Here is a 19,256-nt window from a genome sequence, read left to right on the forward strand (position 1 = left end):
AGTTTGGCATGTCTGAAGAGATAAAAAAACTAAGGAGGTTATTATAATGAAGGCGAAGGTTTATGTAACACTAAAAAAGAGTATTGCAGATCCCCAGGGTTTTGCTATAAAAGGGGCATTGAATAAAATGGGTTACGATAAAGTAGAGGATGTAAGGATAGGAAAAATCATAGAATTGGATTTAGGGGATGTCACCAAGGAAGAGGCAGAAACACAATTAAAGGTAATGTGTGAAAAGCTATTAGCCAACACAGTAATTGAAGAATATCAATACAGTATTTTGTAGAGGGGGACTGAAAATGAAGTTTGGTATTATTGTGTTTCCGGGCTCCAACTGTGATATAGATTGTTATCATGTGTTAAAGGATGTTATGAAGAAGGACGTAGAATATGTTTGGCATGATCGAGATGATATAGATGACTTTGATTGTATTGTTCTTCCAGGAGGATTTTCCTATGGAGATTATTTGAGATGTGGAGCAGTGGCTCAGTTTTCTAAGGCTATGGAACAGGTGAAGATCCATGCAGCAAAGGGTAAGCTGGTCTTGGGTATATGTAATGGTTTTCAGATATTGACGGAGGCAGGGTTATTGCCAGGAGCATTGGTGAGAAATCAAAAATTGAAATTCATTTGTGATACGGTGGCTTTAAAGGTTGAAAATATAGATACACCCTTTACCAACTGCTATGGAGCTGGAGAAATCATTAATATTCCCATCGCCCATGGAGAAGGAAATTACGTAGTGGATGAAACTACCCTAGAAGAAATGAAGAAAAATCAACAGATATTGTTTACTTATCAAGAGAATCCCAATGGTTCTATCTCTGCCATCGCAGGAATTTGTAATGAAGGGAAAAATGTATTGGGAATGATGCCCCATCCTGAAAGGGCCGGCGAAGGGTTGCTAGGTAATTCTGATGGTATAGGGATTTTTCAATCCATCATTGCTTATTTAGAGGGAGGGTCTAAGGATGCAAAATAGATATGAAGCTGTAGGATTAACAAAATCCGAATATGAGAAAATCCTGGAGGTATTAGGTAGAGAGCCTAATGAACTTGAATTAAATATGTATGGGGTTATGTGGTCAGAGCACTGTAGCTATAAGCATTCTAGAGGGTTGTTTAGGCATTTCCCCACTTCAAATGAAAAAGTACTACAGGGACCGGGAGAAAATGCCGGCATCGTAGATATAGGAGATAACTTGGCAATTGCCATGAAAATAGAAAGCCATAATCATCCCTCTGCCATCGAACCCTATCAAGGGGCAGCCACTGGTGTGGGGGGAATTATTAGGGATATCTTTGCCATGGGGGCAAGACCTATTGCCCTATTAAATTCCCTGCGATTTGGTGAAATTGAGGAGAATGATAGGGTAAAATATTTGTTAAATGGTGTTGTAGAAGGAATTGCTGGATATGGAAACTGTATCGGCATTCCTACAGTAGGTGGAGAGGTTTATTTTAACCATTCCTATAAAGGTAATCCTTTAGTTAATGCCATGTGTGTAGGATTGATAGAGCATGATAAAATCCATCGTGGTAATGCCTCTGGTGTGGGGAACTCTATTATGTATGTAGGTGCTGCCACTGGGAGAGATGGTATGGGGGGAGCAAGCTTTGCTTCTGTAGAATTAACAGAGGAATCTCAGGAAAAACGTTCAGCTGTACAGGTGGGAGACCCCTTTATGGAAAAACTTCTTTTAGAGGCCTGCTTAGAATTATTGGAAACCGGCTGTGTAGTAGGAATTCAGGATTTAGGGGCAGCTGGCCTTACATCCGCCTGCTGTGAAACCGCCACCCGTGGTGAAGGTGGTATGGAGATAGATGTACTGAAGGTTCCAAGACGGGAAAAGGGAATGCTTCCGGTGGAAGTCATGATTTCCGAATCCCAAGAGAGAATGCTTTTAATTGTAGAAAAGGGTAGAGAAGAGGAAGTTAACAAAATTGTAGAAAAATGGGGACTGTACTCTGTAGTTATTGGTAAAGTAACCAATGATGATTTGTTAAGGGTGATGGAGGGGGACAAGGTAGTAGGAGAAATGCCGGCCAACAGCTTAGATTCCTCAGGAGCCCCTAAATATTATAAGGATTATGAAAAACCTCAATATATAAAGGAATTACAGAACTTTAGCAGTGATGACATTGAAGAACCTCAGGATTACAATAAAATTCTAGTAGATCTATTAAAGGCTCCCAACATTGCCAGCAAAGAATGGATTTATAGACAATATGATCATATGGTACGAACCAATACGGTTGTTAAACCAGGTTCTGATGCAGCAGTTCTAAGAATACGGGGAAGTAAAAAGGGTATTGCATTAACCACTGATTGCAATAGTAGACTTTGTTATTTAGATCCAAGAGAGGGTAGTAAGATTGCTGTAACGGAAGCAGCAAGAAACATTGTCTGCAGTGGTGGAAAACCTCTGGCTATAACCGACGGTTTGAATTTTGGTAGTCCTGAGAAGCCAGACCGCTATTGGCAATTTAGAGAAAGCGTTTTAGGTATTAGTGAAGCCTGCCGTGAGCTAGACACCCCGGTTATTAGTGGAAACGTAAGCTTTTACAATGAAACCGATACCCATGCTATTCATCCTACACCTATTATTGGTATGGTAGGGGTTTTAGAGGATGTAGAAAAGGCATGTACTATGGAATTCAAAGAGGAGGGGGATGTTATCCTTCTATTGGGTAAAACCAAGGACGAGATAGGTGGTAGCGAATACCTAGCTAGAATCCATGGTATTGAAAAGGGAGAAGTGCCAGCCATTAACTTCGGCTTAGAAAAGAAGCTGCAAGCCTTTATTATAGAGGGAATCGAAAACAATTTAATTCAATCAGCCCATGACTTAAGTGATGGAGGTTTAGGGGTAGCGGTAGCGGAGGCAGCCATAGGTGGTGGCTTGGGTGCCATCATCAATATAGCTACAGATTTACGAAAAGACGTTGCCCTATTTTCTGAAAGTCAATCTAGATTCCTCATTACGACTAAGAAGGAAAACCTAAATACACTAAAGGAAATGTTACAAAGAATAGGTGCTCCCTATGAAATTCTTGGAGAAGTCTTAGGAGAAAAGCTACAATTCAACATTAATGATGAGCCTATCATTAATTTAAATGTTAAGGAAATGGAGGAAGCTTGGAGAGGAGCATTAGCATGTATCATGGAATAAACCTTGACGACAAGTTAAGGGAAGAATGCGGTGTTTTAGGTCTCTATACAGATGGCAATGATAATACCGCCAGACTTTTATACTATGGCTTGTATGCCCTTCAACATAGGGGACAGGAAAGTGCTGGTATTGCCGTAAATGATGGTATAAAAAGTTATTATCATAAGGCCATGGGCTTGGTTCCAGAGGTGTTTGATGACGAGGTGTTAGAAAAGCTGAAGGGACATATGGGTATAGCCCATGTTAGGTATGCTACATCAGAAGAAAGCTATGTTGAAAATGCCCAACCCTTTGTGGCTAGATATAGAGGCGGAACCATTTCTGTAGCCCATAATGGTAGTCTTATCAATGGTAAAAAAATTAGAGACAGCCTAGAGGTTGAAGGTGCCATCTTTCAAACCTCTATAGACAGTGAGGTTATTGCAAATCTAATTGCAAGATACAGCAATGAAGGAATGAACAAGGCTATAGAGAAAACAATGGCGTTAATTGAAGGAGCCTATGCTCTAACGATTATGACGGAGGAAAAGCTCTTGGGGGTTAGGGACCCCCTAGGGTTAAGACCCCTTTGCTTAGGAAAGATGGGGAACAATTATGTATTGGCATCAGAAAGCTGTGCCTTTGATGTGATGGGAGCTACTTTGGTAAGGGATATTGAGCCAGGGGAAATTGTTACTATAGATAAGGATGGTATAACCTCCACCTTCTATACAAAAGGTGACAAAAGAGCCTCCTGTATATTTGAGTACATTTATTTTTCCCGTCCCGATAGCATTATAGATAATGTCAGTGTCTACGAAGCCCGTAAAAATGCTGGCAGAATTTTAGCAAAACAATATCCCGTAGAGGCGGATTTGGTCATAGCTGTACCGGATTCCTCTGTGCCCGTTGCCATAGGCTATGCCGAGGCTTCAGGGATACCCTATGGAGAAGGATTAATTAAAAATAAATATATTGGTAGAACTTTTATACAGCCAAAACAATCTATGCGGGAGTTAGCTGTAAGGTTAAAGCTAAGTCCCCTTAGTGAAAACCTAGAAGGCAAAAGGGTTGTTATGATTGATGACTCTATTGTTAGGGGTACCACCAGCAGACGTTTAGTGGAAAGACTAAAAAGTGCGGGGGCAAAGGAGGTCCACGTGAGGGTTAGCTCACCTCCTGTAGTTTGCAGCTGTTATTTTGGCATCGATACTCCTGATAAAAATCAATTAATTGGAGCGATGAAAACGATAGAGGAAATTAGAAAAACCATAGGAGCCGACAGCTTAGGTTACATCAGTACCGACGGTTTGGTTAACTCTACAGGATTACCAAAGGAGAACTTTTGTTTAGCCTGCTTTAATGGGGAGTACCCTATGGCTGTTGATGAAGGAAAAGAAAATGAAGTTTTGGAAGATTGATAGGAGGTGAATAGCTATGGAAAAAATGACCTATAAAAACGCTGGTGTAGATGTAGAGGAAGGGCAAAGAGCAGTAAGCTTAATGAAAAACCATGTAAAATCCACTTTTACATCGAATGTTCTAGAGGATATAGGAGGCTTTGGAGGACTGTTTGCCCTAGATCTACAGGGGATCAAAGAGCCTGTGCTTGTGTCGGGAACCGATGGTGTAGGAACCAAGCTGAAGCTAGCCTTTCTATTGGATAAACATGATACGATAGGTCAGGACTGTGTTGCTATGTGTGTCAATGACATATTGTGTCAAGGGGCAAAGCCTTTGTTTTTCTTAGACTATATTGCTACAGGTAGATTGAAGGCAGAAAAGGTAGAAGCTATCGTAAAGGGTATAGCTGACGGATGTAAAATCGCTGGATGTGCCTTGATTGGTGGAGAAACAGCAGAAATGCCAGGCTTTTATCAAGATGAAGAGTATGATATTGCAGGCTTTGTTGTGGGTCTAGTAGATAAATCTAAGGTGATTACAGGAAACAATATTAAAGAAGGGGATATTATCCTTGGTCTTGCCTCCAGTGGATTACACAGCAACGGATATTCTTTGGCTAGAAGTGTACTGCTGGAGAAGGAAAAGCTTCCCTTACATGGCTCTGTAGACCCTCTAGAAGAAACCTTGGGGGAAGAGTTAATTAAGCCTACAAGAATCTACGTTGATGCTGTTGAGAAAGTAATGAAGACAGTTGCTATCAAGGGAATTGCCCATATCACTGGAGGAGGCTTTTATGAAAATGTACCAAGAATTCTTCCTGAAGATGTGGATGCCCATATAGACTTAGGCAGCTGGAGGATTCCGCCTATATTTGATTTGATACAGGAACGGGGCAATATTGAAGCTATAGAAATGTATAAAACCTTTAATATGGGCATCGGTATGATGCTGGTAGTTGATGAAAAAGATGGAGAAGAAGCTTTAAAGACATTGGAAGCCACTGGGGAAAAGGTCTATAAAATTGGCAAAATCCATAAAGGTAAAAAACAGGTGGTACTATGTCAGGGATAAAAATTGCTGTCCTTTTATCTGGTGGAGGAACAAATCTACAATCCCTAATAGATGCTATAGAATTAGGGAAGATACCAGGACAAATAAGTGTAATCATCTCCAATAAAAAAGAAGCCTTTGGTTTAAAAAGAGGAGAAAAACATGGTATAGAAACAATGGTGTTGGATAAAAACACCTATGGATGTAAGGAAAAAAGAGACAAGGTACTGGTGGAAACCCTTCTGGAGAAAAAAATAGATTTGATTGTACTGGCAGGATATTTAGCCATCCTTTCTTCAAATGTCATTGAAAAATATAAAAATAGGATTATCAATATCCATCCCTCCTTAATACCAAGTTTTTGTGGTGATGGTTATTATGGAGAAAAGGTCCATCAAGCAGTTCTTCAAAGGGGTGTTAAGGTAACCGGCGCCACTGTACATTTTGTCAATGAAATAACCGATGGAGGCCCCATCATTCTACAGGAAACAGTAGCGGTGGCTATAGATGACGATGTAAAAACGCTGCAAGAAAAGGTGCTAGAAATAGAGCATAAAATCCTACCCCTAGCAGTAAAGCTTTTTGCTGAAGATAGGCTGGAGGTTGTAGAGAATAGGGTGAAAATCCACTAAAGTAGAGGCTGAGGTTAATGCAATATATAGAATACAAATACCGATAGATGGGGTGATAAGATGATAAAAAGGGCTTTAATTAGTGTTTCAGATAAAACTGGCATCGTAGATTTTGCTAGGGACCTGGCGGAGTTGGGAATAGAGATATTATCTACGGGAGGAACGGCTAAGTTATTAAGGGATGCTGGTATTAAGGCTATAGATGTTGCTGATGTAACAGGGTTTCCAGAATGCTTAGATGGCAGGGTAAAAACCCTACATCCCGTTATACATGGGGGTATCTTAGCAATAAGAGATAGGGAAGAACATCAAAAAACCTTAGAAGAATTAAAGATTACCACCATAGATCTAGTTGTTATCAATCTTTATCCCTTTAAGGAGACTATATTAAAAGAAGGAGTTACCCTGGAGGAGGCCATAGAAAATATTGATATTGGCGGCCCTACGATGCTAAGATCAGCGGCAAAGAATCATAAATTTGTAACAGTGGTAACGGACCCTGAGGATTATAAAAAGGTAGTAGAGGAGATAAAGGTTCAAGCCGATACAACTCTGAAAACTAGATATGATTTAGCATTGAAGGTATTTCAACATACCAGTCATTATGATGCATTGATAGCTTCTTATTTAGGCAAGGATAAAGATATTTTACGAGAAACCCTTACATTAACCTATGAAAAGGTACAGGATTTAAGGTATGGTGAGAACCCCCATCAACAAGCAGCCTTTTATAGGGAGGTAGGACCTCAACGGGGGACATTAGTGGAGGGCATTCAGCTTCAAGGAAAGGAACTTTCCTTTAATAATATTAATGATGCCAATGGAGCATTGGAGCTATTAAAAGAATTTGATGAACCAACAGTAGTAGCAATAAAGCATACCAACCCATGTGGCGTAGCATCCGGGATAAATATAGATGAAGCCTATAGCAAGGCCTTTGAAGCCGATCCACTATCCATCTTTGGAGGTATTGTTGCATCCAATGATGTGATAGGAGAAAAAACAGCTGAAAGGATGAAGGATGTATTTTTAGAGGTAATTATTGCTCCGGATTTTACAAAGGAAGCTTTAGAAATATTTAGTGAAAAGCAAAACCTTCGATTAATTAAGCTACCCCATATAAAAGCTAGAGGGGAGAAGGCACTGGACATCAAGAAGGTTGGCGGGGGAATTTTAGTGCAGGATACTAATAAAGCCTTAATAGAGGAATTAAAAGTCGTTACCGAGGCCAAGCCTACAAAATCCCAACTGGAGGACTTAATCTTTGCCTTTAAGATTGTAAAGCATGTAAAATCCAATGCTATTGTATTGGTAAAGGATAAACAAACCTTAGCTGTAGGTCCAGGACAAACCAGTAGAATATGGGCATTAAAAAATGCCATCAAAAACAGTCAACATATTTTACGTGGAAGCGTATTGGCATCGGATGCCTTCTTCCCCTTCAGTGACTGTGTAGAAGAAGCGGCAAAGGAAGGAATTACAACCATCATTCAGCCGGGAGGCTCTTTAAAGGATAAGGAATCCATACAAGCCTGTAATGAAAAGGGAATTTCTATGGTGTTTACAGGGATGAGACATTTTAAACACTAGGGAAAATCAATGAAAAATGAAAAATGAAAAATGAAAAATGAAAGACAAAGTCAAAGACAATGATAATGAAAATGCAAAATGTAAAATGGAAAATGTAAAATGGAAAATGCAAAATAAGAAATGAAGAATGAAATTGGAAGTTAAAGTTAGGATCAAGAGCTATTAAAAAATGATTTGAGGGTTTTTCAATATAATTTCACATTTTAAATTTTAAATTTTAACTCCGCCGAAGGCGGCAAGGATGGTGAAGTGATGAAGGTATTGGTAATTGGTGGTGGTGGTCGTGAACACACCATTGTATGGAAACTAAGACAAAGCCCCAAGGTTACGGAGATCTACTGTGCTCCTGGCAATCCTGGAATAGATGCTTTAGCAAAGTGTGTAGATATATCGTCAGATAATATAGAAGAACTTGTAGAATTTTCCCGGGAAATGTCAGTGGATTTAACAGTAGTGGGACCTGAGATTCCTTTGGTGGAGGGAATTGTTGATAGATTTAAAGATGCAGGGTTAAATATCATTGGTCCATCCATGGCAGCAGCCCAATTAGAGGGAAGCAAGGCCTTTTCAAAAAGATTTATGGAAAAATACAATATTCCTACTGCTGCCTATCATGAGATAGGGAGCTATGAAGAAGCAATAGAGGTTTTGAAGCATTATAGCTTTCCTGTGGTTATCAAGGCAGATGGTCTAGCAGCAGGAAAGGGTGTTTTGATTTGTGAAGATCAAGTGGAGGCTGAAAAAGCCCTGCAGGACATTTTGATTCACAATATATTTGGCACTTCAGGTAGCAAAGTAGTTATAGAAGAGTTTTTAGAAGGGATAGAAACCTCAATCCTTTGTTTTGTAGATGGGAAAGCCATCGTGCCAATGGTCAGTAGTCAGGATCATAAGAGAATATTTGATGGTGATAAGGGACCCAATACAGGAGGTATGGGTACATATTCCCCCAACTATGTCTATACCGATGAAATTGCCAGCGTAGTGGAGACCACTATTTTAAAACCTACTTTAAAGGGTATTCAACAGGAAAATATGGACTACAGAGGAATTTTATTTATTGGGTTAATGATTACAAAGGAAGGACCTAAAGTTCTGGAATATAATGTGAGATTTGGAGATCCAGAAACCCAAGTGGTATTACCAAGATTAGAGACGGATTTAGTAGAAATATTTGATGCAATCCTCCAGCAACAGCTATCTAATATTGCTATTAAATGGAATAATCAAGCTGTAGTTTGTGTGGTACTGGCTTCCGGTGGATATCCAGATGCCTATGAAAAGGGAAAAGAAATTACAGGTATAGAAACCGTAGACAACAATACGATGGTCTTTCATGCAGGAACTGCCATCAAGGATGGAAAATTAGTGACCAATGGAGGTAGGGTTCTAGGTGTTACCTCCTGGGGAGAAGATATAGAAACCGCTAGAAATCAAGCTTATGACAGTGTAGATAAAATTTATTTTCACGGGAAAAACTATCGCAAGGATATTGCAGTGAAATGAATTTCACTGCTTTTGTGTTTTTAGGCTCTGTTAATGACAAATGTTGATATTTTAAAAAATATAGAAATGCTAGGGAACAGTCATCCTGAGGGATAATGAAATTTAACATAGTCTAAAAAATAGAAGCAGAATGGCTATATTGCTAATTTTGAGGATATAGCCATTTTTTTGTATATTTTATTTTCCCTAGAAAAGATTAGACATTTTTTTGAAAATCATGTTTGTCTTTTCTGTTTGCGGTATATCCTTTATAATAGTAAATGGAAGATAGATCAGTATGCTTTATTCCAGTAAGTCCCAAGGATTTAGCTAAAATAGCTATGGTATTTACTAAAGATGCTCTACATATAGATACAGGTGAAGAATTTATTTTTAAGTATATTTTAATATCGGCAGGGCGAGGATAAAAGCTTAAACAAAAGGGGCTGGAGGGCTATAATCATTATGTCCATGCTGGACAGAGAATATGGGGTGCAGAAATGAAGGACAACATCGTAAAAAAACAGGATGCTTATTGCATTAGTTTATTCAGTTTAATTCTTATAGCTGTTTGTATTTTCTTTAATTTTTCTTTATTTTTTGGTTTTCTTGGAGGCATTATATTTTCCTTCCTTTTACTACTGAAAAAGGGTTTTTCTGTAGATGATTTAGTACAAATCATCCTGGAGAGCTTAAAGGAGTGTGGACTCCTTTATTTGTTAATTTTATTAATTGGCGCCACCATTTCCATATGGCTATCTTCAGGGGTTGTTCCTGCCATGATTTATTATGGGTTCCAGTATATGCAAGGGATGAATTTTTTATTTTCGGCCTTTGTAATTACTTCTATTATGGGGATTTTTATGGGAACAGCTGTAGGAACAATAAGTACCATGGGAATAGCTTTGTTAGGAATTGGAAGGGGTTTTGGGGTGCCAGAAGGGGTTTTATTAGGGGCCATTGTTTCGGGGGCATATATCGCAGATAAAATTTCTCCTATTTCAGGTTTGTTAAACCTTACTTTGTCCACCACCCAAACCACCTATAAGGAAACTTTAAAGGCTATGACCCAAACATTAGTGCCAGTATATATCCTAACGGTCTTAATATATTATTATATAGGAAAGACCTACAATGTTAATGGGGAATTAGATAGCCTACAGGAATATCAATGGGCAATACTGGATGGATTTTATATATCTCCGTTACTATTATTATTGCCATTAGGAGTTCTATGTTTGACGATAGTAGGCGTGAAAATTATTCCAACCATATCCTTAGCCCTACTGGGAGGAATTATTGTCAGTACCAGTCTACAAGGAATGCCTGTTTTTGATGTGTTTCATGCCATGTTTTTTGGTTTTAAGGGGAATACTGCTTCTTCTGAGTTAAATAGCATTCTATTTAGTGGGGGAATCAAATCAATGTTTGAGGTAGTATTGATTGTGGGGGGAGCCATAGCATTGAGTGGCATTTTAGAAAAATCTGGTTTAATCAGATTGATGATCCATGAGGCTATAGCTAAAACAAAATCAAGGAGCAAGCTTATTTTTAAAACAGGAGTCATTAGCAGCATATTAACGGCTACAACCTGTGACCAGGCGGTGGGAATTATTATCCCCAGCCGCTTCCTAAAGGATAAATACCAGGAGCTGGGATTAAACAATAGAATTCTAGCAAGAACAATTTCAGATACAGGAACCGTCATCGCACCATTGATACCCTGGAATGTAAATGCATTAATTATTGGAATGATTTCAGGTGTTTCTATAACAAGTTATATACCCTATGCTGTACTTTGTTACCTTTTCCCCATCGTAACCATGATAGTGGGAAGTGAGTTTAAAATAGAAAAAGCTATCTCTATTGAGATGGAGTCTTAGAAATATTACTACTGAAATAGACGAATAACAGATGGAAAATCAACATAACAGTCAGGAAAATTTAAAGGAAACTAGGTTTTTATGGATTGAGGATTTTAGTATTTTGAAGTCTTTGAAAGTGGCTGACACCAAATCTTTAATTTGGTGTCAGCCATTTTTATTTTTTATAGTTTTTGAAGCTATCATTCCATTCCTTTTCATAAAACTTTCTGGAATCAAAGGCATCTACATCCCGCATCATATCCAAAGGCATGACATAGGAGTTCATATCCTTTTCGGGTATTTCAAAATCCCTTTGATTGTAGGTAGAATCAATAATATCCTGAGGATTTCGTGGAGCATGTTGTTTTTTCTTCATCAACTATCCCTCCTATTTTAGTAGTATCTGCAATAGCTTTATAATTAAAAATGGCAAATGATACATATCTATATGCTGGACCTTTTAAAACATAGCTTCAGGAAAGGATAGAGCACCAATAAAAGACCATGAAGAAAAGCCATCATTAGAAAAAATGATGGCTTTATGACACTAATTAAAAAGCAGGTACTACTGCTCCTTGATATTTAGTTTCAATGAATTCCTTAACCTCTGAAGAATTTAATATTTCAATTAAAGTTAGAATTTTTTCATTGTTTTTATCTTCAGAACGAATGGTTAATACGTTGGCATAGGGAGAGTTGGCATCCTCCATGATTAATGAATCATTTATAGGGTTAAATCCAGCCTCTAGAGCATAATTGGTGTTGATAATAGCAGCCTCAACATCATCCAAAGCTCTAGGTAGTTGTGGAGATTCTAAAGAAATAAATTTTAAATTTTTAGGGTTAGATGCAATATCCATTTCGGTGGCTGTTAAGGAAGCATCCTCTTTCAATTCAATGAATCCATAATATTGAAGTAATAAAAGAGCTCTACCGCCATTGGTTGGGTCATTGGGGATAGCAATAGTTGCACCATCCTCTAATTCTTCAATGCTAGTAAGTTTTTTAGAATATAAGCCTAAAGGCTCTACATGAACCTTTGTGGCAGCAGTTAATTCTAAACCATTGTTAGCTGCAAAAGTTTCCATATAGGGAACGTGCTGAAAAAAGTTGGCATCAATTTCTCCATCACCTAAAGCTAGGTTTGGTGTAACGTAATCAGTAAATTCTACAATATCTAACGTGATACCTTTATCTGCTAGAATAGGTTTAATAAATTCTAATATTTCTGAATGGGGAACTGGGGTGGCACCAACCTTTATTATAGCTGTTTCTTCCTCTGTTATAGCAGTATCACCACTTGTATCTTCAGCTTGGGTGCAGCCTGCTAATAAACTAATTACCAATAATCCAATAATAAATAAAATACTTTTCTTTTTCATATTGTTACCTCCTGTCAATTTTTTTAGCTAAAATAGTTCCTGAAATCTGTATGAACTGTACCATGACAATCAATACAAGTACTGTCCATATCATAAGGTTTTTATCAAAACGATGATAACCATAGCGTATTGCTAAATCCCCTAGACCACCTCCTCCTACAGCCCCCGCCATGGCTGAATAGCCAATGACATTTACTAGAGTAATGGTAATGCCTAGGATAATAGCTGGCATGCTTTCTGGAATCAAAACCTTATAAATAATTTGTAGGTTTGTAGCTCCCATAGCTTGAGAGGCTTCTATAACGCCTTTATTAACCTCCAATAGAGCATTTTCTATAATTCTAGAAAAGAAGGGAATGGTAGCTACCGTCAAAGGAACAATAGCGGCAGTTGTTCCGATAGAAGTCCCCACAATTCCTCTAGTAAAAGGAATGATAGAAATCATCAGGATGATAAAGGGAAAGGATCTCCCTATATTGACAATATAGGAAAAAATGTTGTGGAGCCCTTTATTTTCCATAATATGATTTTTTCTAGTAATCACCAAAATAATTCCTATAGGTGTTCCAATCAAAACAGCTATTAGGGTAGATATTGAAACCATATAAAGTGTTTCCTGTAGAGAAGGAATAATCAAGCTCAATAATTTATCCATTTTATAAACCTCCTACCTTTACATTTCTGAACAAATCCAGTGGTATAGGCTGATGTTTTTCGAAGGCCTTGTTACCCAATAGGAGATTGGTATAGGGATGCTGAGGTGTCTTAAATATTTGGTTTACACAACCCCTCTCTACAATCTCTCCGTCCTTTAACACAGCCACCTTCTTACAGATTTGTTGAATAACCTCCATTTGATGGGTAATCAGTACAACTGTAATATCTAACTTTTCATTAATTTCTCTTAATAGGTTCAAGATGCTTCTACTGGTGATGGGATCTAAGGCAGAAGTAGCTTCATCACTTAACAATATTTTGGGATTTGTGGCTAAAGCCCTGGCAATAGCAACCCTTTGTCTTTGTCCCCCACTTAATTGAGAAGGGTAATGATTCTTTTTGTCTTGAAGGCCTACTAATTCTAGCAATTGATGAACTCTAATCTTTATTTCGTCTTTTTTCATACCATCCAACTCTAGGGGATAGGCTACATTTTTCTCTACAGTTCTACTGGTTAGCAAATGATAATTTTGAAAAATCATACCCATATCTCGACGGCATTTTCTAAGGTTATTAGGAGAAAGCTTTGTTAGGTCGATACCATCTATCCGAACCTCTCCTGAGGTAGGCTTCTCTAGTAGATTAATACAACGGATCAAAGTAGATTTTCCAGCACCGCTAAGACCCATGATACCGTAGATATCTCCCTTATCTACGGTTAAACTGATGTTCTTTAAGGCTAAAACATTCCCCTCCTTTGATTCATAAAGCTTACTGATGTTTTTTAACTCAATCATGGTTTTACACCTCTTTCTATAAAATAAAAAAACCACTTTCTCGACGAAAGAGGCACCAAAACAATAGTTCCCTCCCTCATCTCTCAGCACATGATGTGCTGCTGGAATTGGCACCTTCGATCGTAATCGCGGTTGCCGGGTTTCATCGGGCCAGTCCCTCCACCTCTCTTGATAAGAGTGTTTCATTAAGTATTAAATTTTTATAATAAAAAAACCACTTTCACAACGAAAGAGGCATCAAAAGTATAGATTCCTCCCTCATCTTTCAACACATAATGTGTTGCAGGAATTGGCACCTTCGATCGTAATCGCGGTTGCCGGGTTTCATCGGGCCAGTCCCTCCACCTCTCTTGATAAGAGTATAATAATTCGATTTAATTTTTTACTTCAATCATAAAATACATTATATTAGTTTTTGGAAAAAAAGTCAATAATAAAAATAAAATAAATTTTTGTTGTTATTTTTTCTGTAGGTAACAACGGAGATATATTATTTTGTCAGAAAAATTTTTATTTAATTAAAAGGAAAAAGGAGAAAAAGGTAGAAGTTTATATTAAAATGTATGTTTGGGGTGAGATGATGTCTTATCAGTCAAGAATTAAAGATGGATTTACCGATGCGTTATTTGAAGCGATTTTAGAGCTAGAGACAGTAGAGGAGTGCTATAGATTTTTTGAAGATGTTTGCACCATTAAAGAAATTCAATCCATATCCCAAAGGCTAGAGGTTGCCAAGCTACTGAAGGAAGGGCGAACCTACATTGAAATAGAAAAAACTACGGGGGCCAGTACCGCCACCATTAGTAGAGTTAATCGTTGCCTTCATTATGGGGCCGACGGATATAAGCTAGTCCTAAAAAGGTTAGACGAACAACAAAAACAAAGTGAAGAAGATTTACAACAAGAATAAAAACAGGGAAATCCTAACATTAGGATTTCCCTGTTTTTAAGTTGGGTTCTGTTGAAAGATAATTGTTGATGTTTTATAAAAACCTCTCGGTCTTGTAATTGGTATCATTCCAAGCAATAGTGGAGGATATAATAATGGTTGCTATCAATTGAGATCCTTCACTACCTTCAGATACCATAGCATGACAAAAGCTCCAGCAGGTCTTATTATCATTATTTAGACGAAAATCAACAGTGATATTTAACATAATTTTATAGTGCTATTGATCTAAATGGAAAGCCTCATGTAAGATATTGACGGCTTTTTTTCCTGCCTCCTGTGGTACAAGGCAGGAGATAGTAGAATGGGAGTCAGAACTTTGAAGGATTTTAATTCCTTCCTTGGCTAAGGCACTGACAACTGTAGCCATAACTCCTGGTATTCCAGTAATTCGACAGCCTACAATAGTTACCTTACTACAGTTATTTAAAATAGTATACTTTACATCAAAATCCCTTAGTATGTTTTTAAGATTTAAGTTTTGACTTCCATCAATGGTGAAGATTTTTTTATCGACAAAGAAGTTAATCATATCGATACTGATATTTCCACAGGCTAGAGCCGATAGTAATTGGCTGTCTTTTTCAGGATTGGCCTCTGTATAAATGGATATCTGACTTATATCATCCTTATGGGTAATGGCAGTTAATAAACCTTTAGAGGATTTAGAAGAATAAGGGAGGGTACCATTTTTCCTGCAGTAATAAACAGTGGTGCCAGGATGGGTAGACATGGTATTTTTAATTTTCAAAGGGATATTACCATTTTGAGCAATTTCCACTGCTCTTGGATGGATAACCTTTGCTCCCTTATCGGCCATTTGAAAAACTTCATCATAATTCATCTCATGGATTATTTTTGCTTTTGGCACTACATTTGGATCTGCTGTCATGATACCGTCTACGTCGGTATAAATCTCTACACACTTTGCATTTAAGGCTACTCCTAGGGCCACAGCTGTTGTATCGCTGCCTCCACGACCTAGGGTAGTAATTTCATTATCCTTTGTAGCCCCTTGGAAGCCAGAAATGACAACGATTTTGTCCTCTTCCAAATGCTTTAATATTTTACTAGCATCTATTGATAATATGTCTGCATTACTAAAGCTATCATCTGTTAAAAGTCCCGCCTGATAACCTGTGAGGGCCACTACATCAAAACCAGCTTCTTCTAAAGAGGAGGCCAATACGACAGAAGAGATGATTTCACCACAGGACATTAAAAGATCTAGGTGCTTTAAGCTACAGCTGGGGGCATTTTCCAATACTAGATTCCTCAGGGTATCTGTGGCATAGGGCTCCCCTTTACGGCCCATAGCAGAAACCACAATGACCAGGCTGTAGCCAGCTTTTTTTCCCTCAGTTATTTTATCAATAACCATTTTTCTTCTTTCTCTTGTAGACACGGAGGTTCCTCCAAATTTTTGCACAATAATATCCACACAAACCACCCCATATTTATTGAAATTATTCATCCTTATATTTAAAATATGCTTCAATAGGATAAATGTTCTACAGGAACAGAAATCAAATTTTTAAAAAAGTATGGATGTTTTGGCTATTTAATATCCCCACAATAAATGTGGATTTTATAAATTCCAAAATGCACAAAATAGACCTCCATTTCATAATATAGAATGAGACACGATACAAAACTATGAGAGAGTGAGGTGTCAATAAATGAGTGATGCTGTAAAAGGAACAGGGGTTTTAGGAGGTTTTTTCAAAGGGGACACCAGTATATTGTTTTTCTTTTTATTGCTGGTAATAATCTTCTGTAACTGTCGTCTATTTAGAGATTCAGGTGATAGCCTATTATTCTTCTTATTAATATTGGTAGTGCTATTTACTGGACGGGGAATATGTTAGCATGAGGGTTAAATAACAAGACTTCTAGGGTTAGCTAGGTAAAATATTTTACTTAGCTAACCTATGGAGGTAACCATTTTATCAGTTTTAACATAGTATATATTAAGACTAGAGATAGTCCTAATAAGAATTATAAGGAGGGTGCTAATAAATGAGTGAAGTAGCTAAGAGCAATGTATTAGGCGGTTTATTTGGTGGCCAAAGCAGCATATTATTCTTCTTCCTATTGCTAGTAATAATCTTCTGTAACTGCGGTATATTTAGAGGTACAGGAGATAGCTTATTATTCTTCTTCTTGTTACTAGTATTGTTATTTGGTGGAAGATATTTCTGGGCTTACTAAGTTAAATGCCTTGCCAAACAAAAAGGGTAGAGTTTCTGCCCTTTTTGTTTTTGTAATAAAATACAGCTTTTTGTCAACAATAGTATTTGCTATAATAAACATAACTTTATTGGAAAATAATAAAACATATAAAAAATAATGGAAGGAGATAGATGTTTATGAAGCTTATATTAGATACCCATTGCCACACTTTATCCAGTGGTCATGCCTATAGCACTATACAAGAAATGGCTGCCTATGCTAAAACCATAGACTTTCAATTGATTGCTATTACTGACCATGGGCCTAAGATGCCTGGAAGTGCCCATAAATTGCATTTTAGAAATTTAAGGGTTGTACCAAAAGAAATAAATGGGGTGGAAGTTTTGAGGGGGGTAGAGGTAAATATATTGGATTATGATGGAAAGCTGGACCTTTCAGACAATGTTCTAAAGGATTTAGATTTGGTTATCGCCAGCCTACATCACCCCTGTATCAAATCAGGAACTGTGGAGGAAAATACCCATGCCCTCATCAACGTTATAAAAAATCCCTATATACATATTATCGGACATCCTGGAAACCCAGCCTATCCAATAGATATTGAAAAGGTAATAGATGCTGCTAAAGAGTACAACACCCTAATAGAAATTAACAATAGTTCCCTCAAACCAGAAACCTTTAGGGTGGGTAGTAAGGAAAACTGCTACAATATCTTAAAGGCATGTCGTGACAAGGGGGTTTCTGTAGTAGTAGGTAGTGATGCCCATATTGCCTTTCATATAGGAAACTTTTCTGTGGCACAGGAGATGCTAGAGGACCTTCAGGTGCCAGAGGAATTAGTGATGAACACTTCTGTAGAAAGACTAAAAGCAGCCCTGAGTAAAAAACAAAAGTAATTTTAAAAATCAATCTGCATAGGTATAGATAGAAAATTAATCTATGCAGGGAGTGGAGAAAATGATATGAAAAAAACCACTTATTTTATTACAAGAACTAGTTTATTGTTGTCTTTAGCTTTAATTTTTCAAATTGCCTTTAGAACCTTTGCCCAACCTATAGTAGGACCATTGATAAATCTTATTTTAATTATCAGTGTCATCAAGGTAGGGGTGGTTTCAGCTGTTATGATAGGATGTCTTACACCCCTCATAGCATTTTTAATTGGCATTACTCCACTACTACCCTTGATACCCTTTATTATGATAGGTAATAGTATTTTTGCCTACATATTTAATTATTTTTATAGGAAAGAACGATTGGCTAATGACTATAGGGCCATCATTCCAGCAGCCTTTGGGAAATTTATATTTTTAGCCCTTTCCATAAGATACCTAGTCACCTTATTTATTCCCCAGGTACCACTAAACCTCATAGCCGCCTTTACTTGGCCCCAACTATATACCGCCTTGATTGGTGGGTTTTTAGCCATCTTTATTTCAAAGCTATTAAAATAAACTTTAAACAAACATTAAATAAATCCCTGAGGGGATTTATTTTTGTGTAAAGCAAAGAATAACCAATGAAGAATTTATTCACAATAATAGGGTAAATCTAAATACTTGTAAGAGAGGAGGAACAAAATGCCTGAGGAGCTTAGAGTAAAAGAAAAAAATAATCTTGAAGAAACCCTACCTAAGGAGCATTATGATGAGCTGGAGGAATATATCAATAGCTTACCTTCTTTAGAGGGAAGATTGATACAGATTCTCCATAAGGCCCAAGATATTTTTGGTTACTTGCCAAGAGATGTTCAGTTGTTCATTGCAAGAAAACTAGGATTATCAGGGGCTAAGGTAAATGGTGTGGTTTCTTTTTATACTTATTTTACTGAAGAAGCTAGAGGAGAGTATGTCATCAACGTCTGCACAGGAACCGCCTGTTTTGTCAAAGGAGCCAATAAGCTTTTGGAGGAATTCCAAAGTAGGCTAAAGGTTTCCGTAGGAGACACCACAGAGGACAAGAAATTCACATTGAAGGATGTTCGATGTGTTGGAGCTTGTGGCTTAGCCCCCCTAATTGTTATTAATGATAAGGTATATGGGAGGGTGAAACCAGAAGAAATTGATGCAATCTTATCTGAATATCAATAGGAGGTTAAA

General features: G+C 37.6%; 20 protein-coding genes and 2 riboswitches. Of the genes, 15 read left to right on the top strand and 5 right to left on the bottom strand.

Translation table 11 applies throughout. The features are described from left to right. Nucleotides 1-46 precede the first annotated feature (46 nt). From purS to BLS22_RS01850, 9 genes are all read left to right on the top strand, one after another. Nucleotides 47-286, top strand: coding sequence for a phosphoribosylformylglycinamidine synthase subunit PurS (purS, locus tag BLS22_RS01810; protein ID WP_208974653.1), 240 nt, complete (start codon nucleotides 47-49; stop codon nucleotides 284-286). A gap of 13 nt (nucleotides 287-299) precedes the next feature. Further along, nucleotides 300-983, top strand: a complete 684-nt coding sequence (gene purQ / locus BLS22_RS01815; RefSeq protein ID WP_090549486.1) for a phosphoribosylformylglycinamidine synthase subunit PurQ — start codon at nucleotides 300-302, stop codon at nucleotides 981-983. Continuing rightward, complete coding sequence (gene purL / locus BLS22_RS01820; protein ID WP_090549489.1) at nucleotides 973-3,174, top strand: phosphoribosylformylglycinamidine synthase subunit PurL; 2,202 nt, start codon at nucleotides 973-975, stop codon at nucleotides 3,172-3,174. Before purQ ends, purL begins: the two co-directional genes overlap by 11 nt. Further along, on the top strand, nucleotides 3,159-4,574 hold the full coding sequence (gene purF / locus BLS22_RS01825) for an amidophosphoribosyltransferase (protein ID WP_090549492.1): 1,416 nt from the start codon (nucleotides 3,159-3,161) through the stop codon (nucleotides 4,572-4,574). Before purL ends, purF begins: the two co-directional genes overlap by 16 nt. A 16-nt stretch (nucleotides 4,575-4,590) precedes the next feature. Continuing rightward, on the top strand, nucleotides 4,591-5,628 hold the full coding sequence (purM, locus tag BLS22_RS01830) for a phosphoribosylformylglycinamidine cyclo-ligase (protein WP_090549495.1): 1,038 nt from the start codon (nucleotides 4,591-4,593) through the stop codon (nucleotides 5,626-5,628). Then, on the top strand, nucleotides 5,616-6,239 hold the full coding sequence (gene purN / locus BLS22_RS01835; RefSeq protein ID WP_176762006.1) for a phosphoribosylglycinamide formyltransferase: 624 nt from the start codon (nucleotides 5,616-5,618) through the stop codon (nucleotides 6,237-6,239). Before purM ends, purN begins: the two co-directional genes overlap by 13 nt. Nucleotides 6,240-6,299: 60 nt before the next feature. After that, a complete protein-coding gene (purH, locus tag BLS22_RS01840) occupies nucleotides 6,300-7,829 on the top strand; it encodes a bifunctional phosphoribosylaminoimidazolecarboxamide formyltransferase/IMP cyclohydrolase (RefSeq protein WP_090549497.1) in 1,530 nt (509 codons plus the stop codon). A 252-nt stretch (nucleotides 7,830-8,081) separates the two neighbouring features. Further along, nucleotides 8,082-9,335 (top strand): phosphoribosylamine--glycine ligase, encoded by a 1,254-nt coding sequence (gene purD / locus BLS22_RS01845; RefSeq protein ID WP_090549500.1) that lies wholly within the window; start codon nucleotides 8,082-8,084, stop codon nucleotides 9,333-9,335. Nucleotides 9,336-9,814: 479 nt separating this feature from the next. Further along, nucleotides 9,815-11,197: a Na+/H+ antiporter NhaC family protein gene (locus tag BLS22_RS01850; RefSeq protein ID WP_090549503.1), complete on the top strand. Its 1,383-nt coding sequence runs from the start codon at nucleotides 9,815-9,817 to the stop codon at nucleotides 11,195-11,197. Between the two features lie 157 nt (nucleotides 11,198-11,354). Here BLS22_RS01850 and BLS22_RS01855 read toward each other — a convergent pair whose 3' ends face one another. The 4 genes from BLS22_RS01855 to BLS22_RS01870 form a co-directional block, all read right to left on the bottom strand. Then, on the bottom strand, nucleotides 11,355-11,555 hold the full coding sequence (locus BLS22_RS01855; RefSeq protein WP_090549505.1) for a hypothetical protein: 201 nt from the start codon (nucleotides 11,553-11,555) through the stop codon (nucleotides 11,355-11,357). 175 nt (nucleotides 11,556-11,730) lie between these two features. Next, entirely contained in the window at nucleotides 11,731-12,561 is an 831-nt protein-coding gene (locus BLS22_RS01860) for a MetQ/NlpA family ABC transporter substrate-binding protein (RefSeq protein ID WP_090549507.1), read from the bottom strand. Nucleotides 12,562-12,565: 4 nt separating this feature from the next. Beyond that, nucleotides 12,566-13,216 carry a methionine ABC transporter permease gene (locus BLS22_RS01865; protein WP_090549508.1) on the bottom strand — a complete coding sequence of 217 codons (651 nt, stop codon included), beginning with the start codon at nucleotides 13,214-13,216 and terminating at the stop codon, nucleotides 12,566-12,568. A gap of 1 nt (nucleotide 13,217) precedes the next feature. Next, nucleotides 13,218-14,015, bottom strand: coding sequence for a methionine ABC transporter ATP-binding protein (locus BLS22_RS01870; RefSeq protein WP_090551545.1), 798 nt, complete (start codon nucleotides 14,013-14,015; stop codon nucleotides 13,218-13,220). Between the two features lie 73 nt (nucleotides 14,016-14,088). Beyond that, nucleotides 14,089-14,193, bottom strand: a riboswitch (SAM riboswitch). A 77-nt stretch (nucleotides 14,194-14,270) separates the two neighbouring features. After that, a riboswitch (SAM riboswitch) is annotated at nucleotides 14,271-14,375 on the bottom strand. 220 nt (nucleotides 14,376-14,595) lie between these two features. On the opposite strand from BLS22_RS01870, the gene BLS22_RS01875 reads away from it, so the two are divergent. Then, a complete protein-coding gene (locus BLS22_RS01875) occupies nucleotides 14,596-14,925 on the top strand; it encodes a YerC/YecD family TrpR-related protein (RefSeq protein WP_090551547.1) in 330 nt (109 codons plus the stop codon). Between the two features lie 259 nt (nucleotides 14,926-15,184). On the opposite strand, the gene dapG is transcribed toward BLS22_RS01875, so the two are convergent. Beyond that, nucleotides 15,185-16,438 (bottom strand): aspartate kinase, encoded by a 1,254-nt coding sequence (gene dapG, locus BLS22_RS01880; RefSeq protein WP_330386448.1) that lies wholly within the window; start codon nucleotides 16,436-16,438, stop codon nucleotides 15,185-15,187. A gap of 205 nt (nucleotides 16,439-16,643) precedes the next feature. Between dapG and BLS22_RS01885 the strand changes: the two genes are divergently transcribed. The 5 genes from BLS22_RS01885 to BLS22_RS01905 all read left to right on the top strand — a co-directional run bounded on the left by BLS22_RS01885 (nucleotide 16,644) and on the right by BLS22_RS01905 (nucleotide 19,247). Then, the gene (locus tag BLS22_RS01885) at nucleotides 16,644-16,832 is read left to right on the top strand and encodes a hypothetical protein (protein WP_090549513.1); all 189 of its coding nucleotides are present in this window, start codon (nucleotides 16,644-16,646) and stop codon (nucleotides 16,830-16,832) included. Nucleotides 16,833-16,983: 151 nt separating this feature from the next. Next, a complete protein-coding gene (locus tag BLS22_RS01890) occupies nucleotides 16,984-17,175 on the top strand; it encodes a hypothetical protein (RefSeq protein ID WP_090549516.1) in 192 nt (63 codons plus the stop codon). Nucleotides 17,176-17,333: 158 nt separating this feature from the next. Continuing rightward, nucleotides 17,334-18,053 carry a phosphatase gene (locus BLS22_RS01895; RefSeq protein ID WP_090549519.1) on the top strand — a complete coding sequence of 240 codons (720 nt, stop codon included), beginning with the start codon at nucleotides 17,334-17,336 and terminating at the stop codon, nucleotides 18,051-18,053. A 66-nt stretch (nucleotides 18,054-18,119) separates the two neighbouring features. Continuing rightward, nucleotides 18,120-18,611 carry an ECF transporter S component gene (locus tag BLS22_RS01900; RefSeq protein ID WP_090549521.1) on the top strand — a complete coding sequence of 164 codons (492 nt, stop codon included), beginning with the start codon at nucleotides 18,120-18,122 and terminating at the stop codon, nucleotides 18,609-18,611. Between the two features lie 126 nt (nucleotides 18,612-18,737). After that, the gene (locus BLS22_RS01905; RefSeq protein WP_090549524.1) at nucleotides 18,738-19,247 is read left to right on the top strand and encodes an NADH-quinone oxidoreductase subunit NuoE family protein; all 510 of its coding nucleotides are present in this window, start codon (nucleotides 18,738-18,740) and stop codon (nucleotides 19,245-19,247) included. Nucleotides 19,248-19,256 lie beyond the last annotated feature (9 nt).

This window comes from Natronincola ferrireducens (assembly GCF_900100845.1).
In the GTDB taxonomy this organism is placed as follows: domain Bacteria; phylum Bacillota; class Clostridia; order Peptostreptococcales; family Natronincolaceae; genus Natronincola_B; species Natronincola_B ferrireducens.

Coding starts and splice junctions, on each gene's coding strand:
- purH (WP_090549497.1), top strand. CDS start 6,300: ATGATAAAAAGGGCTTTAATTAGTGTTTCAGATAAAACTGGCATCGTA.
- BLS22_RS01850 (WP_090549503.1), top strand. CDS start 9,815: ATGAAGGACAACATCGTAAAAAAACAGGATGCTTATTGCATTAGTTTA.
- BLS22_RS01895 (WP_090549519.1), top strand. CDS start 17,334: ATGAAGCTTATATTAGATACCCATTGCCACACTTTATCCAGTGGTCAT.
- purN (WP_176762006.1), top strand. CDS start 5,616: ATGTCAGGGATAAAAATTGCTGTCCTTTTATCTGGTGGAGGAACAAAT.
- purS (WP_208974653.1), top strand. CDS start 47: ATGAAGGCGAAGGTTTATGTAACACTAAAAAAGAGTATTGCAGATCCC.
- BLS22_RS01870 (WP_090551545.1), bottom strand. CDS start 14,015: ATGATTGAGTTAAAAAACATCAGTAAGCTTTATGAATCAAAGGAGGGG.
- BLS22_RS01885 (WP_090549513.1), top strand. CDS start 16,644: ATGAGTGATGCTGTAAAAGGAACAGGGGTTTTAGGAGGTTTTTTCAAA.
- BLS22_RS01855 (WP_090549505.1), bottom strand. CDS start 11,555: ATGAAGAAAAAACAACATGCTCCACGAAATCCTCAGGATATTATTGAT.
- purL (WP_090549489.1), top strand. CDS start 973: ATGCAAAATAGATATGAAGCTGTAGGATTAACAAAATCCGAATATGAG.
- BLS22_RS01860 (WP_090549507.1), bottom strand. CDS start 12,561: ATGAAAAAGAAAAGTATTTTATTTATTATTGGATTATTGGTAATTAGT.
- purQ (WP_090549486.1), top strand. CDS start 300: ATGAAGTTTGGTATTATTGTGTTTCCGGGCTCCAACTGTGATATAGAT.
- purD (WP_090549500.1), top strand. CDS start 8,082: ATGAAGGTATTGGTAATTGGTGGTGGTGGTCGTGAACACACCATTGTA.
- BLS22_RS01900 (WP_090549521.1), top strand. CDS start 18,120: ATGAAAAAAACCACTTATTTTATTACAAGAACTAGTTTATTGTTGTCT.
- BLS22_RS01865 (WP_090549508.1), bottom strand. CDS start 13,216: ATGGATAAATTATTGAGCTTGATTATTCCTTCTCTACAGGAAACACTT.
- purF (WP_090549492.1), top strand. CDS start 3,159: ATGTATCATGGAATAAACCTTGACGACAAGTTAAGGGAAGAATGCGGT.
- purM (WP_090549495.1), top strand. CDS start 4,591: ATGGAAAAAATGACCTATAAAAACGCTGGTGTAGATGTAGAGGAAGGG.
- dapG (WP_330386448.1), bottom strand. CDS start 16,438: ATGAATAATTTCAATAAATATGGGGTGGTTTGTGTGGATATTATTGTG.
- BLS22_RS01905 (WP_090549524.1), top strand. CDS start 18,738: ATGCCTGAGGAGCTTAGAGTAAAAGAAAAAAATAATCTTGAAGAAACC.
- BLS22_RS01875 (WP_090551547.1), top strand. CDS start 14,596: ATGTCTTATCAGTCAAGAATTAAAGATGGATTTACCGATGCGTTATTT.
- BLS22_RS01890 (WP_090549516.1), top strand. CDS start 16,984: ATGAGTGAAGTAGCTAAGAGCAATGTATTAGGCGGTTTATTTGGTGGC.